24 protein-coding genes and 4 tRNA genes are annotated in these 20,658 nt (G+C 60.6%); 10 read left to right on the forward strand and 18 right to left on the reverse strand.

Annotation, left to right across the window (positions count from 1 at the left end; genetic code table 11):
- Window positions 1-46: 46 nt before the first annotated feature.
- Together AC0IYN_RS06270 and AC0IYN_RS06275 are read right to left on the reverse strand one after the other, a co-directional pair.
- Window positions 47-1,447 carry an O-antigen ligase family protein gene (locus AC0IYN_RS06270; RefSeq protein WP_457248587.1) on the reverse strand — a complete coding sequence of 467 codons (1,401 nt, stop codon included), beginning with the start codon at window positions 1,445-1,447 and terminating at the stop codon, window positions 47-49.
- Between the two features lie 35 nt (window positions 1,448-1,482).
- Complete coding sequence (locus AC0IYN_RS06275; protein ID WP_406599106.1) at window positions 1,483-1,896, reverse strand: pilin; 414 nt, start codon at window positions 1,894-1,896, stop codon at window positions 1,483-1,485.
- 203 nt (window positions 1,897-2,099) lie between these two features.
- Here AC0IYN_RS06275 and AC0IYN_RS06280 point away from each other — a divergent pair, with 203 nt between their 5' ends.
- From AC0IYN_RS06280 to yacG, 4 genes are read left to right on the forward strand one after another with little or no spacing between them, the layout of a single operon-like run.
- On the forward strand, window positions 2,100-3,308 hold the full coding sequence (locus tag AC0IYN_RS06280; RefSeq protein WP_457239316.1) for a type II secretion system F family protein: 1,209 nt from the start codon (window positions 2,100-2,102) through the stop codon (window positions 3,306-3,308).
- Window positions 3,305-4,171 (forward strand): prepilin peptidase, encoded by an 867-nt coding sequence (locus AC0IYN_RS06285; RefSeq protein WP_471840816.1) that lies wholly within the window; start codon window positions 3,305-3,307, stop codon window positions 4,169-4,171. Before AC0IYN_RS06280 ends, AC0IYN_RS06285 begins: the two co-directional genes overlap by 4 nt.
- Window positions 4,168-4,791, forward strand: a complete 624-nt coding sequence (gene coaE, locus AC0IYN_RS06290; protein WP_078046824.1) for a dephospho-CoA kinase — start codon at window positions 4,168-4,170, stop codon at window positions 4,789-4,791. The genes AC0IYN_RS06285 and coaE overlap by 4 nt, the downstream gene beginning before the upstream one ends.
- Window positions 4,788-4,988: a DNA gyrase inhibitor YacG gene (gene yacG, locus AC0IYN_RS06295; RefSeq protein WP_003188437.1), complete on the forward strand. Its 201-nt coding sequence runs from the start codon at window positions 4,788-4,790 to the stop codon at window positions 4,986-4,988. Before coaE ends, yacG begins: the two co-directional genes overlap by 4 nt.
- Here the strand turns inward: yacG and AC0IYN_RS06300 are convergent.
- Together AC0IYN_RS06300 and AC0IYN_RS06305 are read right to left on the reverse strand one after the other, a co-directional pair.
- Window positions 4,985-5,200 (reverse strand): hypothetical protein, encoded by a 216-nt coding sequence (locus AC0IYN_RS06300; protein ID WP_471840818.1) that lies wholly within the window; start codon window positions 5,198-5,200, stop codon window positions 4,985-4,987. The two genes, yacG and AC0IYN_RS06300, sit on opposite strands and share 4 nt — an antisense overlap.
- 76 nt (window positions 5,201-5,276) lie before the next feature.
- Window positions 5,277-5,966, reverse strand: coding sequence for an energy-coupling factor ABC transporter permease (locus tag AC0IYN_RS06305; protein ID WP_406599092.1), 690 nt, complete (start codon window positions 5,964-5,966; stop codon window positions 5,277-5,279).
- Window positions 5,967-6,069: 103 nt separating this feature from the next.
- Here AC0IYN_RS06305 and AC0IYN_RS06310 point away from each other — a divergent pair, with 103 nt between their 5' ends.
- From AC0IYN_RS06310 to AC0IYN_RS06320, 3 genes are read left to right on the forward strand one after another with little or no spacing between them, the layout of a single operon-like run.
- Window positions 6,070-6,699, forward strand: coding sequence for a DUF1780 domain-containing protein (locus tag AC0IYN_RS06310; RefSeq protein WP_010213242.1), 630 nt, complete (start codon window positions 6,070-6,072; stop codon window positions 6,697-6,699).
- A gap of 54 nt (window positions 6,700-6,753) precedes the next feature.
- The gene (locus AC0IYN_RS06315) at window positions 6,754-6,927 is read left to right on the forward strand and encodes a DUF3094 family protein (RefSeq protein ID WP_016976295.1); all 174 of its coding nucleotides are present in this window, start codon (window positions 6,754-6,756) and stop codon (window positions 6,925-6,927) included.
- Window positions 6,928-6,987: 60 nt separating this feature from the next.
- Window positions 6,988-8,286 (forward strand): NAD(P)/FAD-dependent oxidoreductase, encoded by a 1,299-nt coding sequence (locus AC0IYN_RS06320; protein ID WP_078046821.1) that lies wholly within the window; start codon window positions 6,988-6,990, stop codon window positions 8,284-8,286.
- A 130-nt stretch (window positions 8,287-8,416) separates the two neighbouring features.
- Here AC0IYN_RS06320 and AC0IYN_RS06325 read toward each other — a convergent pair.
- The 7 genes from AC0IYN_RS06325 to rluD all read right to left on the reverse strand — a co-directional run bounded on the left by AC0IYN_RS06325 (window position 8,417) and on the right by rluD (window position 13,528).
- Window positions 8,417-8,493 (reverse strand) — tRNA-Pro (locus tag AC0IYN_RS06325).
- Between the two features lie 94 nt (window positions 8,494-8,587).
- Window positions 8,588-8,663 (reverse strand) — tRNA-Lys (locus AC0IYN_RS06330).
- 5 nt (window positions 8,664-8,668) lie between these two features.
- Window positions 8,669-8,745: transfer RNA gene (locus AC0IYN_RS06335), tRNA-Pro, on the reverse strand.
- Between the two features lie 9 nt (window positions 8,746-8,754).
- Window positions 8,755-8,830: transfer RNA gene (locus AC0IYN_RS06340), tRNA-Asn, on the reverse strand.
- A 300-nt stretch (window positions 8,831-9,130) separates the two neighbouring features.
- Window positions 9,131-11,695: an ATP-dependent chaperone ClpB gene (gene clpB, locus AC0IYN_RS06345; RefSeq protein WP_406599093.1), complete on the reverse strand. Its 2,565-nt coding sequence runs from the start codon at window positions 11,693-11,695 to the stop codon at window positions 9,131-9,133.
- 148 nt (window positions 11,696-11,843) lie between these two features.
- Window positions 11,844-12,569, reverse strand: coding sequence for a peptidoglycan editing factor PgeF (pgeF, locus tag AC0IYN_RS06350; protein WP_457239308.1), 726 nt, complete (start codon window positions 12,567-12,569; stop codon window positions 11,844-11,846).
- Window positions 12,566-13,528 carry a 23S rRNA pseudouridine(1911/1915/1917) synthase RluD gene (gene rluD / locus AC0IYN_RS06355; RefSeq protein WP_034102080.1) on the reverse strand — a complete coding sequence of 321 codons (963 nt, stop codon included), beginning with the start codon at window positions 13,526-13,528 and terminating at the stop codon, window positions 12,566-12,568. Before rluD ends, pgeF begins: the two co-directional genes overlap by 4 nt.
- A 149-nt stretch (window positions 13,529-13,677) precedes the next feature.
- On the opposite strand from rluD, the gene AC0IYN_RS06360 reads away from it, so the two are divergent.
- Both AC0IYN_RS06360 and AC0IYN_RS06365 read left to right on the forward strand, forming a co-directional pair.
- On the forward strand, window positions 13,678-14,703 hold the full coding sequence (locus tag AC0IYN_RS06360; protein ID WP_471840821.1) for an outer membrane protein assembly factor BamD: 1,026 nt from the start codon (window positions 13,678-13,680) through the stop codon (window positions 14,701-14,703).
- Between the two features lie 123 nt (window positions 14,704-14,826).
- On the forward strand, window positions 14,827-15,060 hold the full coding sequence (locus AC0IYN_RS06365; RefSeq protein WP_003171665.1) for a PP0621 family protein: 234 nt from the start codon (window positions 14,827-14,829) through the stop codon (window positions 15,058-15,060).
- Here the strand turns inward: AC0IYN_RS06365 and thiO are convergent.
- The 5 genes from thiO to pilV all read right to left on the reverse strand — a co-directional run bounded on the left by thiO (window position 15,047) and on the right by pilV (window position 18,359).
- A complete protein-coding gene (thiO, locus tag AC0IYN_RS06370; protein ID WP_458376372.1) occupies window positions 15,047-16,156 on the reverse strand; it encodes a glycine oxidase ThiO in 1,110 nt (369 codons plus the stop codon). The two genes, AC0IYN_RS06365 and thiO, sit on opposite strands and share 14 nt — an antisense overlap.
- 62 nt (window positions 16,157-16,218) lie before the next feature.
- On the reverse strand, window positions 16,219-16,620 hold the full coding sequence (locus tag AC0IYN_RS06375; protein ID WP_457239310.1) for a type IV pilin protein: 402 nt from the start codon (window positions 16,618-16,620) through the stop codon (window positions 16,219-16,221).
- An 11-nt stretch (window positions 16,621-16,631) separates the two neighbouring features.
- Window positions 16,632-17,162, reverse strand: a complete 531-nt coding sequence (locus AC0IYN_RS06380; RefSeq protein ID WP_471840824.1) for a PilX N-terminal domain-containing pilus assembly protein — start codon at window positions 17,160-17,162, stop codon at window positions 16,632-16,634.
- A 7-nt stretch (window positions 17,163-17,169) separates the two neighbouring features.
- Window positions 17,170-17,877 (reverse strand): PilW family protein, encoded by a 708-nt coding sequence (locus tag AC0IYN_RS06385; RefSeq protein ID WP_471840826.1) that lies wholly within the window; start codon window positions 17,875-17,877, stop codon window positions 17,170-17,172.
- On the reverse strand, window positions 17,874-18,359 hold the full coding sequence (pilV, locus tag AC0IYN_RS06390) for a type IV pilus modification protein PilV (protein WP_406599100.1): 486 nt from the start codon (window positions 18,357-18,359) through the stop codon (window positions 17,874-17,876). Before pilV ends, AC0IYN_RS06385 begins: the two co-directional genes overlap by 4 nt.
- Before the next feature lie 193 nt (window positions 18,360-18,552).
- Here pilV and AC0IYN_RS06395 point away from each other — a divergent pair, with 193 nt between their 5' ends.
- On the forward strand, window positions 18,553-19,134 hold the full coding sequence (locus AC0IYN_RS06395) for a GspH/FimT family pseudopilin (protein WP_471840827.1): 582 nt from the start codon (window positions 18,553-18,555) through the stop codon (window positions 19,132-19,134).
- On the opposite strand, the gene ispH is transcribed toward AC0IYN_RS06395, so the two are convergent.
- Window positions 19,088-20,035 (reverse strand): 4-hydroxy-3-methylbut-2-enyl diphosphate reductase, encoded by a 948-nt coding sequence (gene ispH, locus AC0IYN_RS06400; protein ID WP_012722142.1) that lies wholly within the window; start codon window positions 20,033-20,035, stop codon window positions 19,088-19,090. The genes AC0IYN_RS06395 and ispH overlap by 47 nt on opposite strands.
- Window positions 20,036-20,220: 185 nt before the next feature.
- Complete coding sequence (gene fkpB, locus AC0IYN_RS06405) at window positions 20,221-20,658, reverse strand: FKBP-type peptidyl-prolyl cis-trans isomerase (protein ID WP_173390393.1); 438 nt, start codon at window positions 20,656-20,658, stop codon at window positions 20,221-20,223.

Here is a 20,658-nt window from a genome sequence, read left to right on the forward strand (position 1 = left end):
TGGGCTAAAGCTAGCACCGCATCGGGAGTCCGGCAACTTGCTGCCGTCACCGGGCAATCACACCCTGGGCCCAGAAGCGCGGTTGCAGCAAGTTGGCATGGCTGTCCAGGTACTGCTGCTGGGCTTGCTGGATATGCGGTACATCGCGCACGGCGATAAAAACCAGCAGACCAACGGCCAGTACACTCAGCGTTTTCCACGCGCCCCATGCCAATGGCAGCTCAGCCGTCTCCGGGGTTTTCCACAGGTGCAGCGCCATCAACCAACCCACCACCAGCGCCAGCCACACTTGAGAGTTGGGCATCACAATCACACCGTCGACCATGGACTGCACCAACGCACCGACGAGGGCTGCAAACAGGCACATTCGCAGCAAGTCTGCGGGTTCAGAGCACAGCGTACGCTCCCGCAATAGGCCGAACGTGGCCCAACCGCCCCGCCACGCCAGCACTGCAACGCACAATGCAGAGGGCACACCCCATTCACTCGCCCATTGCAGGATGGACTGGTGGGGATGCGCGGCAGTTCTATTGGCGATATCGGCAAAATGCATCGGCCCGAATCCCAGCCATGGCCGCTCGACGAGCATGTGCCACGCCTGCCCCCAGATCGGACCGCGCCCCGACAGGGAGGTGGTGAGGCGATCACTGGCGCCATTGAGGACCTGGATCCCCAGGTAATCCGCCAGCGCCGTAAACACCAGCCAATACAGCAACAGACCGACGATCACTGCGGCCAGTTGCCAACCCAGCCAACGCCGGCCCCAAGGCCCCAGCAACGCCAATACCAGCGCCGCCGCGCCCATGCCTAGCCAGGTGCCACGCGTGCCGCCACCAATCGCGATCAGCCACCACACACACAGCAATGCAAACACAGCGGCCCTGAGCGAGCGAGAAAGCGTCGGGATCAGTAAGGGAAGTGCTAGCAGCGGCAGCGTGAACGTCTGGAATTGACCATAGAATCGTTTGTTGGAAAAGCCAGACAGCAACAGGTCCGGGTCCAGGGTGTGTTCGGCGCTGATAAACGCCAGCGTGCCTGCATAAACGTATTGAATCGACTTGATCAGGCACAGCAGCACCACCAGCATGATCAAGTAGCGATCCAATGGCTCACCGCCCCGGCGACGCAACAAGGCAAACGCCACGGCAACTGCCCCGCCACTGACAAACAACGCGACTTCGGCAAACGCCCAGAGCGGCTGGTGGGCCAACACCGATGACACCAGGCCCAACCCGACAATCAACACCAGGCCCACCACCGTGGGCCGGTCCAGCAGCCGTTCCATGCGCGGGACCGATAACCCATACAGCACCGCACAAACCCCGACGGCAATCTGCATGCCCCGCTGCAAATCATGCCCGCTGAACGGTGCACAAATACCGACGACCAGCAGGCACACCACTGCTACCAGAAATACATTGCCGCGCTGCGGTTCGGATAAAGACATCGGCCACCTCATCTTCCCTGTGGATGGTTTAGCCGTCAGGCCCCGTCGGCGCCGCAGCCTTTAGCGATATATTTTGCGTCAGCGGTGGTGGTGCATTTCCAACCGGTGGTGGCATTGCGCGTCAGGCTGATGGTCTTGCCCAGCACCGGCGCCGGCGCGTCGAGTATTTCGCAACTGATGGCGCCCGCGCCCGTCGCAACATCCCCTGCCACATCGATCTTGCAGTTGGCCGTTGGGCTGGTGCCGCCGATCAATGCCAGGGTCGGTACAGTGCCCTGGTTGAGGGTGTCTTCGTACCCGGCCTTCAACGCGGTGATCTCCGCCAGGCCGGCGGTGAACTTGGCCTTGGCCTGGTGGGTGGTGTACATGGGCAGGCCGATGGTGGCCAAAATGCCGATGATTGCCACGACGATCAACAGCTCGATCAGGGTAAAACCTTTTTGACGTATCACATTCACTCTCCAGGATAGAACTCATGACAAGGCGCGTCCTGCGCCCCGTGTTGTGCAGCGGCGCCAGTGTACTCATCCGCAGGCGGTCAATCGCGCACAAGACGCACATTCTGACATTTTATCCGCCACTGCCGGCCTGTCCGAATCCGTCACCTGACTACGCTATAAAGCTTCGACGACCTCTGTGCGGAACCGTGGACATGGACAACGCTTCAACGCTCTACGACTGGGAAGGCATCAACCGCAAAGGACGCAGGGTGTCCGGGCAAACCACCGGGCACAACCCTGCCCTGGTGAAGGCCCAATTGCGAAAACAGGGCATCAGCCCGGGCCAGGTGCGCAAAAAATCCCCAGTGCTGCCGAGCCTGGCAACCTCGATCAAATCGACGGACATCACCCTGCTCACTCGCCAACTGGCCACCCTGCTGAAGGCAGGTATTCCTCTATTGCAGGCCTTTGACATCATCGGCGAGGGCTTCGACAACCGCGCCGTGCGTGAGCTTGTGCAAGGGTTGAAACAGTCGATCGCCGCCGGCACCAACCTTGCCGAGGCGCTGCGCAAACAGCCTCGTTATTTCGACGCGCTGTACTGCAACCTGGTAGCCGCCGGCGAACAGGCCGGAGCACTTGAAACCCTGCTGGAGCGAGTGGCGATCCACCGGGAAAAGAGCGAGCAGCTAAAGGCCAGGATCAAAAAAGCCATGACCTATCCGATCACCGTGCTGGTGGTCGCCAGCCTGGTCACTGGGGTGCTGTTGATCCACGTCGTGCCGCAGTTCCAGAATCTGTTTGCGGGGGTGGACGGCTCGCTGCCCGGCTTCACCTTGCAGGTCATCGCCCTTTCCGAGTTCGTGCAGAAAGCGTGGTGGGTGCTGGCGCTGGGCGTTCTTGCGGGAAGCATGGGGCTGCGCCATGCCTATCGGACGCTCCCTGAATTCAGTCTTTGGTTGGACCGCTGTTTGTTGAAAGCGCCCCTGGCAGGCAAACTGCTGAACAAATCCGCCGTGGCCCGCTTTGCCCGCACACTGTCCACCACGTTTGCCGCCGGCGTTCCGTTACTGCAGGCGCTGGATTCGGTGGCCGGTGCCGCCGGTTCCGGGCCATTCAGACAGGCAATCGAACATATGCGACGCGATGTAGCGACTGGCATGCCATTGAATCAATCCATGCTCGCCAGCGGCCTGTTCCCCGGCATGGCGATCCAGATGACAGCCATCGGCGAAGAGTCGGGCACGCTGGATCGCATGCTAGAAAAGGTCGCCAACCATTACGAGGCCGATGTGGACAACCTGGTCGATAACCTCACCCACCTCATGGAGCCCCTGATCATGGTAGTGCTGGGCGGCATTGTCGGCGCATTGGTGATCGCCATGTACCTGCCGGTCTTCCAGATGGGGAGCGCATTTTGAGCCAGCTATTGGCTGTACACCCCTGGGCTTTTGTTGCACTGGCGTCGGTGCTGGGGCTGATCGTCGGCAGTTTTCTCAACGTGCTGGTGTGGCGCCTGCCAAAGATGCTTGAGCGGGAATGGCGCGCCCAGGCCCACGAGGTGCTCGGCTTGCCCGCTGAGCCTGCCAGCCCGACCTACACCCTGATGCAGCCTAATTCCTGCTGCCCACAGTGCAACCATCCGATCCGCCCTAGGGAAAATATCCCACTGCTCAGCTACCTGTTTCTGCGAGGCCGCTGCGCCCATTGCCAGGGTGCGATCAGCGCCCGTTATCCGCTCACGGAACTGGCGTGCGCGCTGATCTCGGCCTGGGTGGCCTGGCATTTCGGCTATGGCTGGCAGGCAGGCGCAGTGCTGGTGTTGAGCTGGGGGTTGTTGGCGATGAGCCTGATCGATGCCGACCACCAACTGTTGCCGGATGTACTGGTGATGCCGCTACTGTGGCTGGGGCTGATCGTCAACGGTTTCGGCCTGCTGACAACACTGCCGGATGCCCTGTGGGGCGCGGTCATTGGGTACATGAGCCTGTGGAGCGTGTTCTGGCTGTTCAAGCTGGTCACTGGCAAGGACGGCATGGGCCATGGCGACTTCAAGCTACTGGCCATGCTCGGCGCCTGGGGTGGCTGGCAAATCCTGCCAATGACCCTGTTGATGTCGTCGCTGGTGGGGGTGTTCGTGGGCTTGATCCTGATGCGCCTGCGCAAGTCCCAAGCGTCGGCACCAATGCCGTTTGGTCCGTATCTGGCGATTGCCGGCTGGATTGCATTGCTCTGGGGTGGTCAAATAACCGACTTCTATTTGCAGTCTGTCGGTTTCAGATGACCACTTCTGTTGCAACACCCTGGATTCTCGGCCTCACTGGCGGCATCGGCAGCGGTAAAAGCGCCGCGGCCCAGCACTTTATCGACCTGGGCATCGACCTGGTGGACGCCGATCACGCCGCCCGCTGGGTGGTCGAGCCTGGACGGCCGGCGCTGGCGCGTATCGCCGAGCACTTCGGTGCCGGCGTGCTGCAGCCGGACGGCCAGTTGGACCGCGGCGCCTTGCGCAAGCTGATCTTTGAAGTTCCCGAAGAGCGCCGCTGGCTCGAAGCCTTGCTGCACCCGTTGATTGGCGAGGAGATTCGCAGCCACCTGGCGCGCGCGAAGTCGCCCTACGCGATATTGGTGTCGCCGCTGCTGATCGAGTCCGGCCAGTACAGCATGACCCAGCGCATCCTGGTGATCGACGTGCCGCAATCGCTGCAGATTCAGCGTACCCTGCAGCGCGACGGCATCAACGAGCAACAGGTGCAGGCGATCCTCAAGGCCCAGTCCAGCCGCGAAGACCGCCTGAACCATGCCGATGACGTGCTGGTCAATGACCAGGACCTTGCCTGGCTGCACAGCGAGGTCGAGCGACTGCACCACTTTTACCTTACTTTGCGTGGAGGCCGATCATGAGCCAACCCTTGACCGTCGACTGCCCAACCTGCGGTGCACCCGTGGAATGGAAAGCGACCAACCTCAACCGGCCGTTCTGCTCGGACCGCTGCAAGCTCATCGACCTGGGCGCCTGGGCCGCTGAGGAACACAAGATCCCCGTGGCCCCGGATGCCGAAGACGAGCTGTTTTCCGAAGACCTGCCGCCGCGCCACTAAGGCCGCATAAAGGCGTACTCCTGCTGGTCGTCGAGGTTTTCTGCAAGGTATTGCAGCTCGTCGGCCAGGTCCTCAAAACTGCGCACACCCTTGCTCTGTTGCACCACCGCACTGAGCATCGCACGCAGGGTCAGGCCCGGGTCAAAACCGATCTCCTGTGCCGCGTCCTGGCTTTTGCGCAATTCCTGCCGTGCCCACTCGTACACACTCATGATCCGTGCTCCCCGCCTTGCCTGGAAAAATTTGGCAGAGCATGGGCCTGCTCGGCCGGCCAGGATTTGATCTGGATCAACGCTGTGAATCGTCGTCCTTCCAGGGTGCCGACAAGTAGCGCGTGCGGTTGAACGTCTCCAGCCATTCCGGGCAAAACACCACCAGGGCGCTGATGACCATGCCGTTGATAAAGGCTTCGGGAAAGATGATCAGCCACAAGTAGCCGACAAAATCCTCCAGCCATTCCGGCATGGCGAAACGGCCGTCGAACCACAGCAGCCCCAACCCAAATAGCAGGCACAGCAGCGCCGACAGCGCGGCAGCAAAGAAACCGGAACAGAAGATATACACAAAGGGATTGCGCGGTTGTGCGCGCTCGACCAGCAACGCGCAGGTTTCGGTGACCAGCACCGGCAACCCAATCAGCAACAGGCCGTTGACCCCCAGGGCTGCGAGGTCCTGGCGCCCCAGCGCCATCAAACCCAACTGGGCGACAAAGCCGCCGACAATTGCGAGGGGCCAATCCAGCAACAGGGTCACGGCAGTCATGCCGATGAAGTGGTAGGACACGCCGGTATCGAAATCACGCCGTACCAGCCACAGCATGAATAACGCGAACACGGTGCCGAATAGCAGATGCTGACGCCGCCGGTCGGCAAACAGTTCGAGCCAAGGTGAACGCAGGATCGCCCACACCACCACGGGCGCATACAGCAGCCAGCCGATGCCCATTGTTGTTGGCGCCAACATGGCGGCACTGATCACGGCAGCACTCCCCAGGGTCGAATATTGCTCGGATGATCAGTCTACACCGACGTTTCACAGGGGTACTTCCTGCGGTCATCATTTGGGCGCTAAGCTGCTAGCTATGGATGACTCAGATTACTTGCGCCTACTCACCGTAGCGGCCGAACAAGCCAACGCGTTCCTGTCCAATGCCCGCAAATGGGAGCGTGAGCGTTGGGTCTGCCAGCGCCTGCTGCAAGGCTTGAACGTGCCTTACCGTGCCGAAGAATTCCACGCCGCCGGGCAAGAGCCACCGGACGTGCTGTTTCGCGATGCCAGTTTCGAGGTGTTTTTTGTGCTGGACGAGGGCCGTCGCCTGAATGACGAATGGCGCGACGAGTTGCTGCGCCGACGCAGCGCCTTCTCCCTGAGCCAACTGGTGCGGCGCGAAGCCAAGCCGCGACGCATCCCGGCCCATGAGTTTTTACTGCGCCTGGCGCCCACGCTGCGCAAGAAGGCGCATAACTACAAAGAACGTGGGATGGACCTGGGGGAGCTGGATATCGTCGCCTTCACCAGCCTCAAGCGTGAGGTGCTTGACCTCAACAGCCATTTCCCGCCGCCGACCGAATACCTGCGCCAGGGCTGGCGCTCACTGTCACTGGTGGGGCCGACCTTTGCACGGGTGTTGTTCGCCCACCCGGATGCACCGGATTTCTTGCGCAACAACCTGGGCCGCAGCATAGTGTTCGATGTGGGCATCAGCCTCTGAGCCCCCGGACTGTAACGTGGCGCCCTTTTGCAACGTCTACCTGACGAGGCCTTTATGACTAGCCGCCTGAACCCCGATGACCAACAGCATGTCGAAGAGTACCTGCAACTCTCCCAAAACCGAGTCGAGCGCAAGCCTTTCCGGCCGTGGCTGCTCCTGGGTGTGGTGCTTGTTGTGGTGATCGGCCTGGGCTTGCTGAGCCGACTTTTGAGTTACCTGACGCTATGAGCTGCCTGGCGCTCGCGGGGGTAACTGCTCCGATTTCTTTTAGCCTTGCGAGATATCCCCATGACCCATCGTATTATTATCGTCGGCGGCGGCGCCGGCGGCCTGGAGTTGGCTACCCGCCTGGGTAAGACTCTGGGCAAGCGCGGCACCGCCAGCATCACGCTGGTGGACGCCAACCTGACCCATATCTGGAAGCCCTTGCTGCACGAAGTCGCAGCCGGCTCGCTGAACTCCTCGGAAGATGAACTCAATTATGTCGCCCAGGCCAAATGGAACCACTTCGAGTTCCAACTGGGGCGCATGAGCGGGCTCGACCGTGAACAGAAGAAGATCCAGCTGGCCGCCACCCTCGACGAAGAAGGTCGTGAACTGGTGCCGGCGCGTGTGCTGGGCTATGACAGCCTGGTGATTGCGGTCGGCAGCACCACCAATGACTTCGGTACCGAGGGCGCCGCACAACACTGTCTGTTCCTCGACACCCGCAAGCAGGCGGAGCGCTTTCACCAGCAGTTGCTCAATCACTACTTGCGCGCCCATGCCGGGCAGACCGATGTGGTGGAAAAAATCAGCGTTGCCATCGTCGGCGCGGGTGCCACTGGGGTCGAACTGGCCGCCGAACTGCATAACGCCGCCCACGAGTTGGCCGCTTATGGCCTAGACCGCATCAAGCCGGAAAACATGCACATCACCCTGATCGAAGCCGGCCCACGGGTATTGCCTGCCCTCCCCGAGCGTATCGGCGTGCCGGTGCATAAAACCCTGGAAAAGCTCGGCGTGACGGTACTGACCAATTCGGCGGTCAGCGAAGTGACTGCCGATGCGCTGATCACCAGCAGCGGCCAGGTCATCCCCGCCAGCCTCAAGGTGTGGGCGGCCGGCATTCGCGCGCCAGGGTTCCTCAAGGATATCGATGGCCTGGAGACCAACCGCATCAATCAACTGCAGGTATTGCCGACGCTGCAAACCACCCGCGACGAAAACATCTTCGCGTTTGGCGACTGTGCCGCCTGTCCGCAACCGGGCACTGATCGCAACGTGCCGCCACGCGCCCAGGCGGCTCACCAGCAGGCATCGTTGCTGGCCAAGTCGCTGAAGCTGCGCATCGAGGGCAAGGACCTGCCGACCTACAAGTACACCGACTACGGCTCGTTGATCTCGCTGTCACGGTTCTCGGCGGTGGGTAACTTGATGGGCAACCTCACCGGCAGCGTGATGCTGGAAGGTTGGCTGGCGCGGATGTTCTACGTGTCGCTGTACCGCATGCACCAGATGGCGCTGTATGGGTTCTTCCGCACCGCGATGCTGATGCTGGGGAGCAAGATCGGGCGCGGCACCGAGCCACGTCTCAAACTGCACTGACAACACGGTCCCGGATGGGACTTGGTCAATGTGGGAGTGGGCTTGCTCGCTCCCACATTCGTTTTGCGGTGAGTCAGATTTGCGTGCACAAAAAAAATCCCCGTATCTTTCGATACGGGGATTTTTAATATGGTCGGGGTAAGGGGATTCGAACTCCTGACATCCTGCTCCCAAAGCAGGCGCGCTACCGGACTGCGCTATACCCCGGTAAAAAAAAGGCGACCTTTCAGTCGCCTTCTTCGATCAGCGCTTTTGGCCTCTGATCTTAAGATTCGATTCCAGCGTTAACTGGTCTCAAAAATGGTGGGTCGTGTGGGATTCGAACCTACGACCAATTGGTTAAAAGCCAACTGCTCTACCAACTGAGCTAACGACCCAAATATGGTCGGGGTAGGGGGATTCGAACTCCCGACATCCTGCTCCCAAAGCAGGCGCGCTACCGGACTGCGCTATACCCCGGTTTGAAATTGGCTCCGTGACCAGGACTCGAACCTGGGACCCAATGATTAACAGTCATTTGCTCTACCGACTGAGCTATCACGGAACTACATATTTCAAAGTACTACGTTGCTGCTTACTACCTTCTCTTCGACTTGTCCGTATCGCTACGTTCATGTCTCTGAGGCGCGCTATTCTACAATCTTAAAAACCCCTGTCAACCCTTTAAATTGCTTTTAAGACAATGATTTGCGCTTGTTTCTGATTTCTTCTTGGGGAGAAGAAACCCGTGGGCTGACGTTGCTGCGGGGCGCACTTTACAAGCCTTTGCCTTACAGTTCAACGCCCTATCGAAAAAAAAGGCCCCGCAATGCGGGGCCTTCTCTTGTCACCATGCTGCCAGGGCTCAGTGGAAGACGATTTCGTCGTTTTCCACCGTCGCTGTCACGCTGGTGCCAGGCATGAAGCTGCCCGACAGGATCAACTGGGCCAGCGGGTTCTCGATCCAGCGCTGGATCGCACGTTTCAACGGCCGTGCGCCATACACCGGGTCGTAGCCCACAGCGATCAGCTTGTCCAACGCCTCACGGCTCAGCTCCAGCGACAGCTCACGCTCTGCCAGGCGGCCACGCAGGCGACCCAACTGGATCTCGGTAATGCCCGCGATCTGATCCCGCGCCAACGGCTCGAAGATCACCACTTCGTCGACCCGGTTGATGAATTCCGGGCGGAAATGCGAGGTCAGTGCATCCATCACCGCCGCACGCTGGGCTTCACGATCCCCCACCAGCTCCTGGATCTGCGCCGAGCCCAGGTTGGAGGTCATCACGATCACCGTATTGCGGAAATCCACGGTACGCCCATGGCTGTCGGTCAGGCGGCCGTCCTCCAGCACTTGCAACAGGATGTTGAACACATCCGGGTGCGCCTTCTCGACCTCATCCAGCAGGATCACCGAGTAAGGCTTACGCCGCACGGCTTCGGTCAGGTAACCGCCTTCCTCGTAGCCCACATAGCCTGGTGGCGCACCGATCAAGCGAGCCACCGAATGTTTCTCCATGAATTCGGACATATCAATCCGCACCATGGCCTCTTCAGTATCAAAGAGGAACTCGGCCAAAGCCTTGCACAGCTCGGTCTTACCCACACCGGTCGGGCCGAGGAACATGAAGGAGCCGCTCGGACGGTTAGGATCGGACAACCCGGCCCGCGAACGCCGTACCGCGTTGGAAACGGCCACCACGGCCTCTTCCTGACCGATCACACGCTGATGCAGCAGGTGTTCCATCTTCAGCAGCTTGTCGCGCTCGCCTTCAAGCATTTTCGACACAGGAATGCCGGTCCATTTGGAGACGACTTCGGCAATTTCTTCCTCCGTCACCTTGCTGCGCAGCAACTGGTTCTCAGGCTTGCCGTGCTGGTCGACCATCTGCAGGCTGCGTTCCAGGTCCGGAATCACCCCGTACTGCAACTCAGCCATGCGGTTCAGGTCGCCTTTACGGCGGGCAGCTTCGAGTTCCTGGCGCGACTGCTCGATCTTTTGCTGGATCTGGGCCGAGCCCTGCACTTCGGCTTTTTCCGAGGTCCAGATTTCTTCCAGGTCCGAATACTCACGTTCCAGGCGGACGATTTCTTCCTGGAGTTTTTCCAGGCGTTTCTTCGCCGCGTCGTCTTCTTCCTTCTTCAGGGCCTGGGACTCAACTTTCAGTTGAATCAGGCGCCGATCCAGACGGTCGAGCACTTCCGGCTTGGAGTCGATTTCCATGCGGATACGGCTGGCCGCTTCGTCGATCAAGTCGATGGCCTTGTCTGGCAACTGACGGTCAGTGATATAGCGATGGCTCAATTTGGCCGCCGCAATGATCGCGCCATCGGTGATCGCCACCTTGTGGTGGACCTCATAACGCTCTTTCAAGCCACGCAGGATCGCGATGGTGTCTTCTTCGCTCGGCTCTTCCACCAGCACTTTCTGGAAGCGACGCTCAAGGGCCGCGTCCTTTTCAATGTACTGGCGGTATTCGTTGAGCGTAGTAGCACCGACGCAGTGCAACTCACCCCGCGCCAAGGCAGGCTTGAGCATGTTACCGGCGTCCATCGAGCCTTCGCCTTTACCGGCGCCGACCATGGTGTGCAATTCGTCGATAAACAGAATGATCTGCCCTTCCTGTTTCGACAGTTCATTGAGCAGGGATTTAAGGCGCTCTTCGAACTCGCCGCGGAACTTGGCACCGGCGATCAACGACCCCATGTCCAGGGACAGCAGACGCTTGCCTTTAAGGCCATCCGGCACTTCACCATTGATGATGCGCTGGGCCAGGCCTTCGGCGATCGCGGTTTTACCCACACCAGGTTCGCCGATCAGTACCGGGTTGTTCTTGGTGCGACGTTGCAAAACCTGGATGGTGCGGCGGATTTCATCGTCACGGCCGATCACCGGGTCAAGCTTGCCCTCTTCGGCACGCTTGGTCAGGTCGACGGTGTATTTATCCAGGGCCTGGCGCGACTCCTCATGGTTGGGGTCGTTCACCGCGTCGCCGCCACGCAGGTTGTTGATGGCATTTTCCAGGGCTTTCTTGCTCACGCCCTGGCCCAGTAACAACTTGCCGAGCTTGCTGTTCTCGTCCATGGCGGCGAGCAGCACCAGTTCGCTGGAGATGAACTGGTCACCCTTCTGCTGGGCCAGGCGATCTGCCTGGTTAAGCAGGCGCGCCAAGTCCTGCGACATGTTCACGTCGCCGGTTGGGTTTTGGATTTTCGGCAATTGGTCGAGCTCTTTGCTCAACTCCTTGCGCAGGCTGTTGACGTCGAAGCCCACCTGCATCAGCAAGGGCTTGATTGAACCACCTTGCTGTTCCAGGAGCGCCTGCATCAAGTGCGCAGGCTCGATGGCCGGGTGGTCGAGGCCCACCGCCAAGGATTGAGAGTCAGACAGTGCCAACTGTAATTTGCTGGTTAAACGATCAATACGCATTAGTCACCTTCCTTTTGAGCAGGCCGGAGCTAGTAAACACATCCTGAATGAAGAAACCTGCCAGATACCCCTATAGATGGGGTGGATTCTGGAAGATTCAAGCGACAGATGCTTGATGTGAGTCAGTGTTGACCCAGGTCAGGAGAGTCTAGCGTTCGAGCCAGATAAGGGAGGCAAAACGTCCGGTGCGGGGGCTGCGCCGGTAGGAAAAGAAGCGCGGGTCGGTCACCGTGCAGAAACCGCCGCCATACACGGCACTCACACCGCACGCAGCCAGGCGCAGGCGCGCGAGCTTATAGATGTCAGCCATGAACTTGCCCGCATTGCGACTCGGTACAAAGGCTTCGGCGGTTGTCGGCAGATGCTGCATGAAGACTTCACGCACTTCCGGGCCGACTTCAAAGGCTTGCGGGCCAATCGCCGGGCCGAGCCACACCAACACGTCGCCAGGCTCGGCGTCGAGGCTTCCTAGAGTCGCCTCCAACACGCCCGCCGCCAGGCCACGCCAACCTGCATGGGCCGCCGCCACGCGGGTGCCTGCACGGTTGCAGAACAAAGCGGGCAGGCAATCGGCAGTCATGGATGTGCAGGCGATGCCTGGGGTGCTGGTCCAGCTGCCATCGGCTTCGGCAGTGCGGCCAGGGTCGGCCTCGACCACGCTCACGCCATGGACCTGGCGCAGCCAGGCTGGCTGGATATCGAAGGCCGTGGTGAGGCGGCGGCGATTTTCAAGCACGGCCTCCAGGCTGTCTTCGACATGATCGCCCAAATTGAGGCTATCGAACGGCGCCAGGCTGACGCCGCCCGCGCGGGTTGTGACGCAGGCCTTCACCTGGGCCGGCGCGGGCCAGTCAGGAATCAGCCAGTCATTCACCCGACAAACGCCTCGCGATCCTGCTTGAGCAGCGACAACAACCAGACCAGGTCGTCCGGCAGAGGCGATTCCCAGCTCATCCGCTTACCGCTCGTCGGATGATCCAGTTCCAGGAAACGTGCATGCAGTGCCTGGCGCGGGAAGTTTTTCAGCGAATCAACCATGGTTGCACTGGCCGCCGGTGGAATACGGAAGCGACCGCCGTAGGCCGGATCTCCGACCAACGGGAAGTTGATGTGCGCCATGTGCACGCGAATCTGGTGGGTACGCCCGGTTTCCAGCTTGACCCGCACGTGGGTGTGGGAGCGGAAACGCTCGAGCACACGGTAGTGGCTCACGGCCTGCTTGCCGCCTTCCATCACCGCCATACGCTGGCGCTGCTGGCCGTGACGACCGATCGGCGCGTTGATCTTGCCACCGGCCACGACTACACCGATCACGATGCATTCGTAGATCCGGCTGACGCTGCGGCTTTGCAATTGTGTGACCAACTGCGTCTGCGCCTGAATGGTCTTGGCCACCACCATCAAGCCGGTGGTGTCCTTGTCCAGACGGTGCACGATGCCGCAGCGCGGGACATTGATGATGTCCGGCACGTGGTGCAACAGGGCGTTGAGCAAGGTGCCATCAGCGTGCCCGGCTGCCGGGTGAACCACCAGGCCTGCGGGTTTGTTGATGACCAGGATGTCGTCGTCTTCATAGACGATATCCAGCTCGATGTCCTGGGCAACCCATTCTCCCTGGGCTTCCTGCTCGGCAGTCAGCTCAAGAATCGCACCACCATGGACTATGTCTCGCGGGCGGATAACCGCTCCATCCACAGTCAGGCGGCCGTCTTTGATCCAGGCGGAAAGGCGCGAGCGCGAGTGCTCAGCGAATAATTGTGCGGCGACTTGATCGAGGCGTTGGCCGCCCAATTCGGACGGCACCTCTGCGCGAAGTTCAATTTTATCGGACATGCTCAGACTAGGCGTGGCACAGCCTTTGGTTTCGGCTGCGCGCTTGTGGTTAAATACGGCGTCTTTTGCCCCGAGGCTTTCAACGGGGCGCTCATCATAACAGGACGGCCCCGCCCAAGACAGCGGCCGTCATAGGGACGCAAGCCGCCATGCAAGTGAAACACCTGCTGCTGATCGCCATCCTCGCCATGACTGCTGCTTGCTCGTCAACAAAGGAAGTCGTCGACGAAAACCTGAGCGAAGTCGAGTTGTATCAACTGGCTCAGAAAGACTTGGACAATAATAGCTACACCAGCGCCACAGCGAAGCTGAAGGCACTGGAGTCGCGCTATCCGTTCGGGCGCTACGCCGACCAGGCCCAGCTCGAGCTGATCTACGCCAACTACAAGAACGCCGAGCCGGAAGCTGCCAAGTCCGCCGCCGAGCGTTTCATCCGCTTGCACCCGCAGCACCCGAACGTGGACTACGCCTACTACATGAAGGGCCTGACCTCGTTCGACCAGGACGTCGGCCTGCTGGCGCGCTTCCTGCCGCTGGACATGACCAAGCGTGACCCGGGTGCCGCCCGCGACTCCTACAACGAGTTCGCCCAGCTGACCAGCCGCTACCCCAACAGCCGCTACGCGCCGGACGCCAAGCAGCGCATGATCTACCTGCGCAACCTGCTGGCGTCCTACGAGATCCACGTAGCCCACTACTACCTGACCCGTCAGGCTTACGTAGCTTCCGCCAACCGTGGCCGTTATGTGGTTGAGAACTTCCAGGAAACCCCATCCGTGGGTGACGGCCTGGCGGTGATGACCGAGGCTTACCAGCGCCTGCACCTGGACGAGCTGGCCAGCACCAGCCTGGAAACCCTCAAGCTCAACTACCCGGACCACCCAAGCCTGAAAGACGGCCAGTTCGTGCCTCAGGTTGACGAAGCCGACAACCGTTCGTGGCTGAGCAAGTACACCCTGGGCCTGATCGAGTCCCGTCCACCGCTGCCGCCGGGCGAAACCCGCGCCAACCAGGACGTGATCAAGCAGTACCAGGACGCCAAGGATGCCATTCCTTCGGACCTCAAGCCCCACGACGAGAACGGCGACGTGATCGAAGAGGAAGAACCGCAGGCCTTGGGCAACAATCAGGATCGCTCGTGGTTCAGCTACATGACCTTTGGTGTGTTCGACTGATTACACCGGCGTCATCAAAAAGGAGCCTTTCGAGGCTCCTTTTTTGTGGGCGGTATCATTGCGCTGTGCGCCTGGCACGTCCTTGGCTAAACTGGCGCATTCCCTGTCGAGAAACTGCCCATCATGCTTCGTCTATTGTTCTGGATTGCCGTCATTGCCGCCGCAGTATGGTTCTGGCGCAAATTCAAAAGCCCGGCCGCCAAACAGCAACGCGCCAGCGAGCCTGGCGCGGCCCTGATGGTGCGCTGCGCCCACTGCGGCGTGCACTTGCCGCAGGATCGCGCCTTAAGCTTGCGCCAAGAGTGGTATTGCACCCAGGCCCATCTGGAGCAGGGGCCGAAGTCTATCCAGCGTTGATCCGACCTTCGGGTGCATACGGCGCCGGGTCGATGATCGGCGCACGTGCCAGCAGCAAATCGGCAAACAACTGGCAGGAGGCCGGCGCAAGCACCAGGCCATTGCGGTAATGCCCGCAGTTGAGCCACAAGCCCTTGAAGCCTGGCACTTGGCCGATATACGGAATACCTTCCGGAGACCCGGGGCGCAGTCCGGCCCAGTGCCCCACCACTTCAGCGTCCGCCAGGGCGGGAATCAACTCCACCGCTGATGCCTTGAGGCTTTCCAGTGCGTTCTGGGTCGGGGTCTTGTCGAAACCTTCGTGCTCCAGGGTACTGCCGATCAGGATATGCCCGTCACGCCGCGGGATCGCATAGCGCCCCTTGGCCAGCACCATGCTCGATAGGAAGTCCGAGGCGCACTTGTACAAAATCATCTGGCCCTTGACCGGCTCCACCGGCAATGACAGGCCTAATGTGCCGAGCAACTCACCACTCCAGGCGCCCGCCGCCAATACAACCTGATCGCCAAAAATCGGGCCATCAGCAGTGTCCACGCCCACGACATTGCCAGCCTCCAGAACAAACCCGGTCACTTCGCAATGCTCATGAAGGGTTACGCCGGGCAGCGCCAGCAGTGCGGCCTTGAGGGATTTGACCAAGCGTGGGTTGCGCACATTGGCGACGTTGGCCATGTAGATCGCCTGGGAGTACCCGCCGCCCAGCACCGGAACGGCGTCATGGGCGGCCGACACGTCGACTTTGCTCAATGGGCGGCCCTCACGTGCAGCCCACGCCAGGGCTTCGGCCTCATCCTCCAGGTCCAGCCAGTACAGGCCTGTGGTGTGAACCTCCGGATCGACGCCCGTCGCAGCAAACAGACGCTCCGCCAACTGTGGATAAAAATCCTGGGACCAATGGGCGAGTGCGGTGACTGCCGGGCTGTAGCGCCACGGATACAGGGGCGAGACAATGCCGCCGCCCGCCCAGGACGACTCCTGCCCCAAACCCGCGCGCTCCAATAGCACCACCGCTTGCCCTTGGGTCGCCAGGTTGAACGCCGTCAACAAGCCGATGACACCGCCACCGACAATCACTACCTGCTGTTGCTCTGCCATCATTTGATCCAGCCGATAAATAGGAACAAGCGCGCCCGGCGCCCAGTCGTCCAGCACCCTCATCATTGCCCCCAGCACAGCCTGCGCGACATTTCTGGCATTGCACCGGGGTTGCTGCGCGTGCCGGTGTTGGTCAGGACGAAATCACCGCAAGGGTCACCAGCCATCATCGAGCCGATAGCAGGCGTCGCCACCAACTGGAAATCCTGAGGGTTCAACGCAGCGCTGATTCTATAGCGATCATTGCCCGCACTGACGCCGCTTGCATCAATAAAAGTACCGTTCCTCGTATAAAAGCGCTCCAGATGTTGAGCCTGCCCGGTCAACAGCGCCACGATTTCAGCGCGATACACTTTTTTCATATGGCCGGTGTATCCGGGGTAAGCAATCCCCGCCAACACCGTGATGATCGCAACCGCGATCAGTAACTCGATCAAGGTAAACCCCTGGCTGTCCATGCCCATTGCAGTGCTCCTTATTGAAGTTGCCGCCACGCCACTCGCCGAAAACGCGAGCCGCCCTCCTCCTCCACTCGCGCATAGACGCTCTCCAGCACCGTGCGCAATTGGCCACTGAGGCCAACAGCCGTCACTCGATACACCGAAGCCGGCATGTGCGGCGGTAAATGCGCAACCCCGACCGCCGACCCAAGGGATTGAAGGCCGTATACACCGCCTTTCAGCGCCACCCAGCTAACGCCTGAAACAGGGTCCGCGCCGGGGCCGAACACCGAAAATGCAGCCTGCGGCGGCGCACATCGGGCGATCGACTGACACAACGGCAGCGTCGCAAATGACCGCTGTACCGCCGACTCCCCGAGCCTCAAGCCACTTTCAGCACGTTGCAGCGATTGATTGCGCTGCCAGACGCTGCCGGCGATCTTTTGCTGGATGAGTGCACCTTGCATCGAGGACAAGCCGACCAGCGACACCAGCAACAGGAACACCAGGCTGATCAGCAGCACCATGCCTGCCTGCCGCAGACGATTACTCTCGGTAAACACCATGGCCGCCCTACCCCAGCTGGTTTCGCAACGCCGCCACGACGCTGTAGGTTTGAGCTTTTACCCGGCCAGAAGGGTCTTGCAGCGTCATCTGGATGCGCACGCTGCGTATCAGGGCGGCGTCGGCTGGCGCGGCGTCGTAACGCACGACCTGCAGTGATGCGGGCTTGGCGGCCAGGCCAAAGCCAAGCTCGAACGCCTGCACGTTATCCACCAGCACGGCCTTGGCGGGTGCTGCGGGGGTGCTGACTTTAAGCTGGCCCGCTTCGAAGGTGTAGGTTACTTGGCGCAATGCAAAACGGATCTCGCCCGGAGCAGGCGCAGGGGAGTTTCCAATGTAAGCCTGGGCGCTACCCGTGCAATCGGACAATACGGTCCAATCAGGCTTGCCGCTTTCATTGCCGGCATCTGCAGTCACCAACGTCAGCGACTTGGCGCCCGCCCCACCACTCCAACTGACGGGCCGATCAAAAGCCGGTGGCGCATTCTCGATAAAGCCTGTGGCCAAACAACCAAACATGCCCGCCTGGCGGATGTCCTGAATGATTTTACCCAGCACGAACCGCGCATCATCCTGCAGCGACATGGCCGCCTGCTGGCTGGCGTGGGTAGCTCTGGAATCAATCACCACCTGGCTGCCCCCAAGCACCAGCACCAAGCCCATGGCCAACGCCAGCAGTAACTCCACCAGACTGAAACCGCGAGCACGACGCCTCATTGCGCCACCCCCAGCTCATCGCTGATACGGCTGGTCAGGGTGAAGGTTTCCCGGGCACCTGGTGTGTTGGTCCCCCGGCTGTCATCCCAGCTGATACTGACCGTTACCTCACTTCCGCTGATCGACACCGAGCCTTTGGCGCTCTCCCCGGCAAAGCCGAGGATATTGGCCTCGAAATCATGCAGGTCCAGATCGCGCACGCTGCCAGTAGCGCCACTGGCAGGGGCACGCTCACCCCGACCCCAGGCGTAGTCGGCGCCAGAATTGGCGCGGATCCGGTCGAGCATGTCGTAGGCAATGAAGCTGGCCTGGCTGGTCATCCTTGAGCTGTCGGTGTACTTGAGCGCGTTGAGCTGGATCACTGCCGCACCCAGCAGGCCAATGGCAAGGATCAGCACGGCGACGAGCACTTCGATCAGCGTCATTCCGGTCTGGCGTGGGGATAAAACAGGAGAAATACAGGTATTCGTGCAGGCAAGCATTACCGTCGCCATCCGTGTCGAGGTCCGAAAATGAGCAGGTAGAACCTGCTGTGCGGCTCAAGACTAGCGCCGGTTTTTCACCCACGCTGCGCCGGGAACAAAGGGAAATACTTTGGACATAAAGGCCATCATCCAGCGCCTCAGCCTGGACGCTATACCTAGGATGACATCCCTATCCACGGAGGAAAGGCACATGCACCAACACGGTTTTACCCTGATCGAATTGCTGCTCGGACTGACCCTGAGCAGCATTCTGGCGACCCTGGCAGTGCCGAGCTTCAAGAGCCTGCTGGACTCACAGCAACGCCACAGCGCGGCGCAAACATTGGCGGCAGGCCTGCGCTACGCACGCACCGAAGCCATTGCACGCAATCGAGCGGTGGTCATTCACGCATTGAACGATGATTGGAGCCTGGGCTGGCGCGTCATCGTGGATGCCAGCGGACGCGGCCACCTGGACGACGACAACCCCGTATTGCTGACTCACCAGGACAGTGGCCATGGCTTGATCGTGGGCAATGGGCCGCTCAAGAGCCAGGTGCGCTTCAGTGGGCTGGGCGAGCCGATATTTTCAGGGGGAGGTTTCCGTGCCGGCACCGTGCATGTGTGTGCCAGGGATCAGGCGCAGAGCCTGCATCAGATCGTGCTGGCGCCCAGCGGGCGCATCAGCCTGCGCAGCGACAGTGCCGAGCAGGCGTTGTGCCGGAGTGGCTCCGGCAACCCGGCACTCAGAGCAACGAGCGAACCCGCAGCTCCTTGGGCATGGAAAACGTGATGTTTTCCTCGCGACCTGCCAGCTCATCGGCACCGGTAGCGCCCCAGGCGTGCAGTTGCTGGATAACCCCACGTACCAGCACTTCCGGGGCCGAAGCACCTGCCGTGATGCCAATGCGCTCGACGCCATCGAACCAACTGCGCTGCATGTCTTCGGCACCGTCGATCAGGTATGCCGGTGTGGCCATGCGCTCAGCGAGCTCACGCAGGCGGTTGGAGTTTGAGCTGTTGGGGCTGCCGACAACCAGCACCACATCGCATTCATCGGCCAATTGCTTGACCGCGTCCTGCCGATTCTGGGTGGCGTAGCAGATGTCGTCCTTGCGCGGCCCACCAATGGCCGGGAAGCGGCTGCGCAGCGCGTCGATCACGCGGCTGGTGTCGTCCATGGACAAGGTGGTCTGGGTCACGAATGCCAGGCGCTCGGGGTTCTGCACCTGCAGGTTGGCGACGTCTTTTTCGTCCTCCACCAGATAGATCGCCCCACCATTGCTGGCGTCGTACTGCCCCATGGTACCTTCGACTTCAGGGTGACCGGCATGGCCGATGAGGATGCACTCGCGACCGTCACGGCTATAGCGCGCGACTTCGATGTGTACCTTGGTAACCAGCGGGCAGGTAGCATCGAACACTTTCAGGCCACGGCCTGCCGCTTCGGTGCGCACTGCCTGGGAGACACCGTGGGCACTGAAGATGACGATGACGTCGTCCGGCACCTGGTCCAGCTCTTCGACAAAGATGGCACCGCGTGCGCGCAGGTCTTCGACCACGAACTTGTTGTGGACGACTTCATGGCGCACGTAGATCGGCGGCCCGAAGACCTCCAAGGCGCGGTTGACGATTTCGATCGCCCGGTCCACACCGGCGCAGAAGCCACGGGGGTTGGCGAGTTTGATTTGCATGCTGTGCCTCGTGTCTTGCTCGGCAAGAAAATGGATCAACTCGGGCCCTTGCGAGCGCCGAGTCCTGTAGGAGCCGGCTTGCCGGCGATAACATCACCGCGGTGTCGACGATACACCGAGGCGTCTGCATCGCCGGCAAGCCGGCTCCTACACAGGCCAGCGCTCGCAGGCGCCGGTTTCATCTGTTAGATCGCTTTAACGTCGATGATTTCAACATCAAAGGTCAAGGTTTTACCGGCCAACGGGTGGTTGAAGTCGATGGTCACTTGCGCGTCATCGAAGGTTTTTACCACACCGGGCAGTTCTGTATTCGCCGCATCGTTGAAGATCACCAACAAGCCTTCCGACAAGTCCATGTCCTGGAACTGCGAACGCGGGATGATCTGCACGTTTTGCGGGTTGGGTTGGCCAAAGGCGTTTTCCGGCAGGATCTGCAGGGTACGCTTGTCGCCAGCCTTGAAGCCGAACAGGGCCGCCTCGAAACCCGGCAGCAGGTTGCCATCACCGACCTTGAAGGTGGCCGGTGCCTTGTCGAACGTGCTGTCGACCGTGTCGCCATTCTCCAGGCGCAATGCGAAATGCAAAGTGACTTCCGTGTTCTGGCCGATGCGTTGCTCAGCCAA

Source organism: Pseudomonas sp. AC112, from assembly GCF_979253545.1.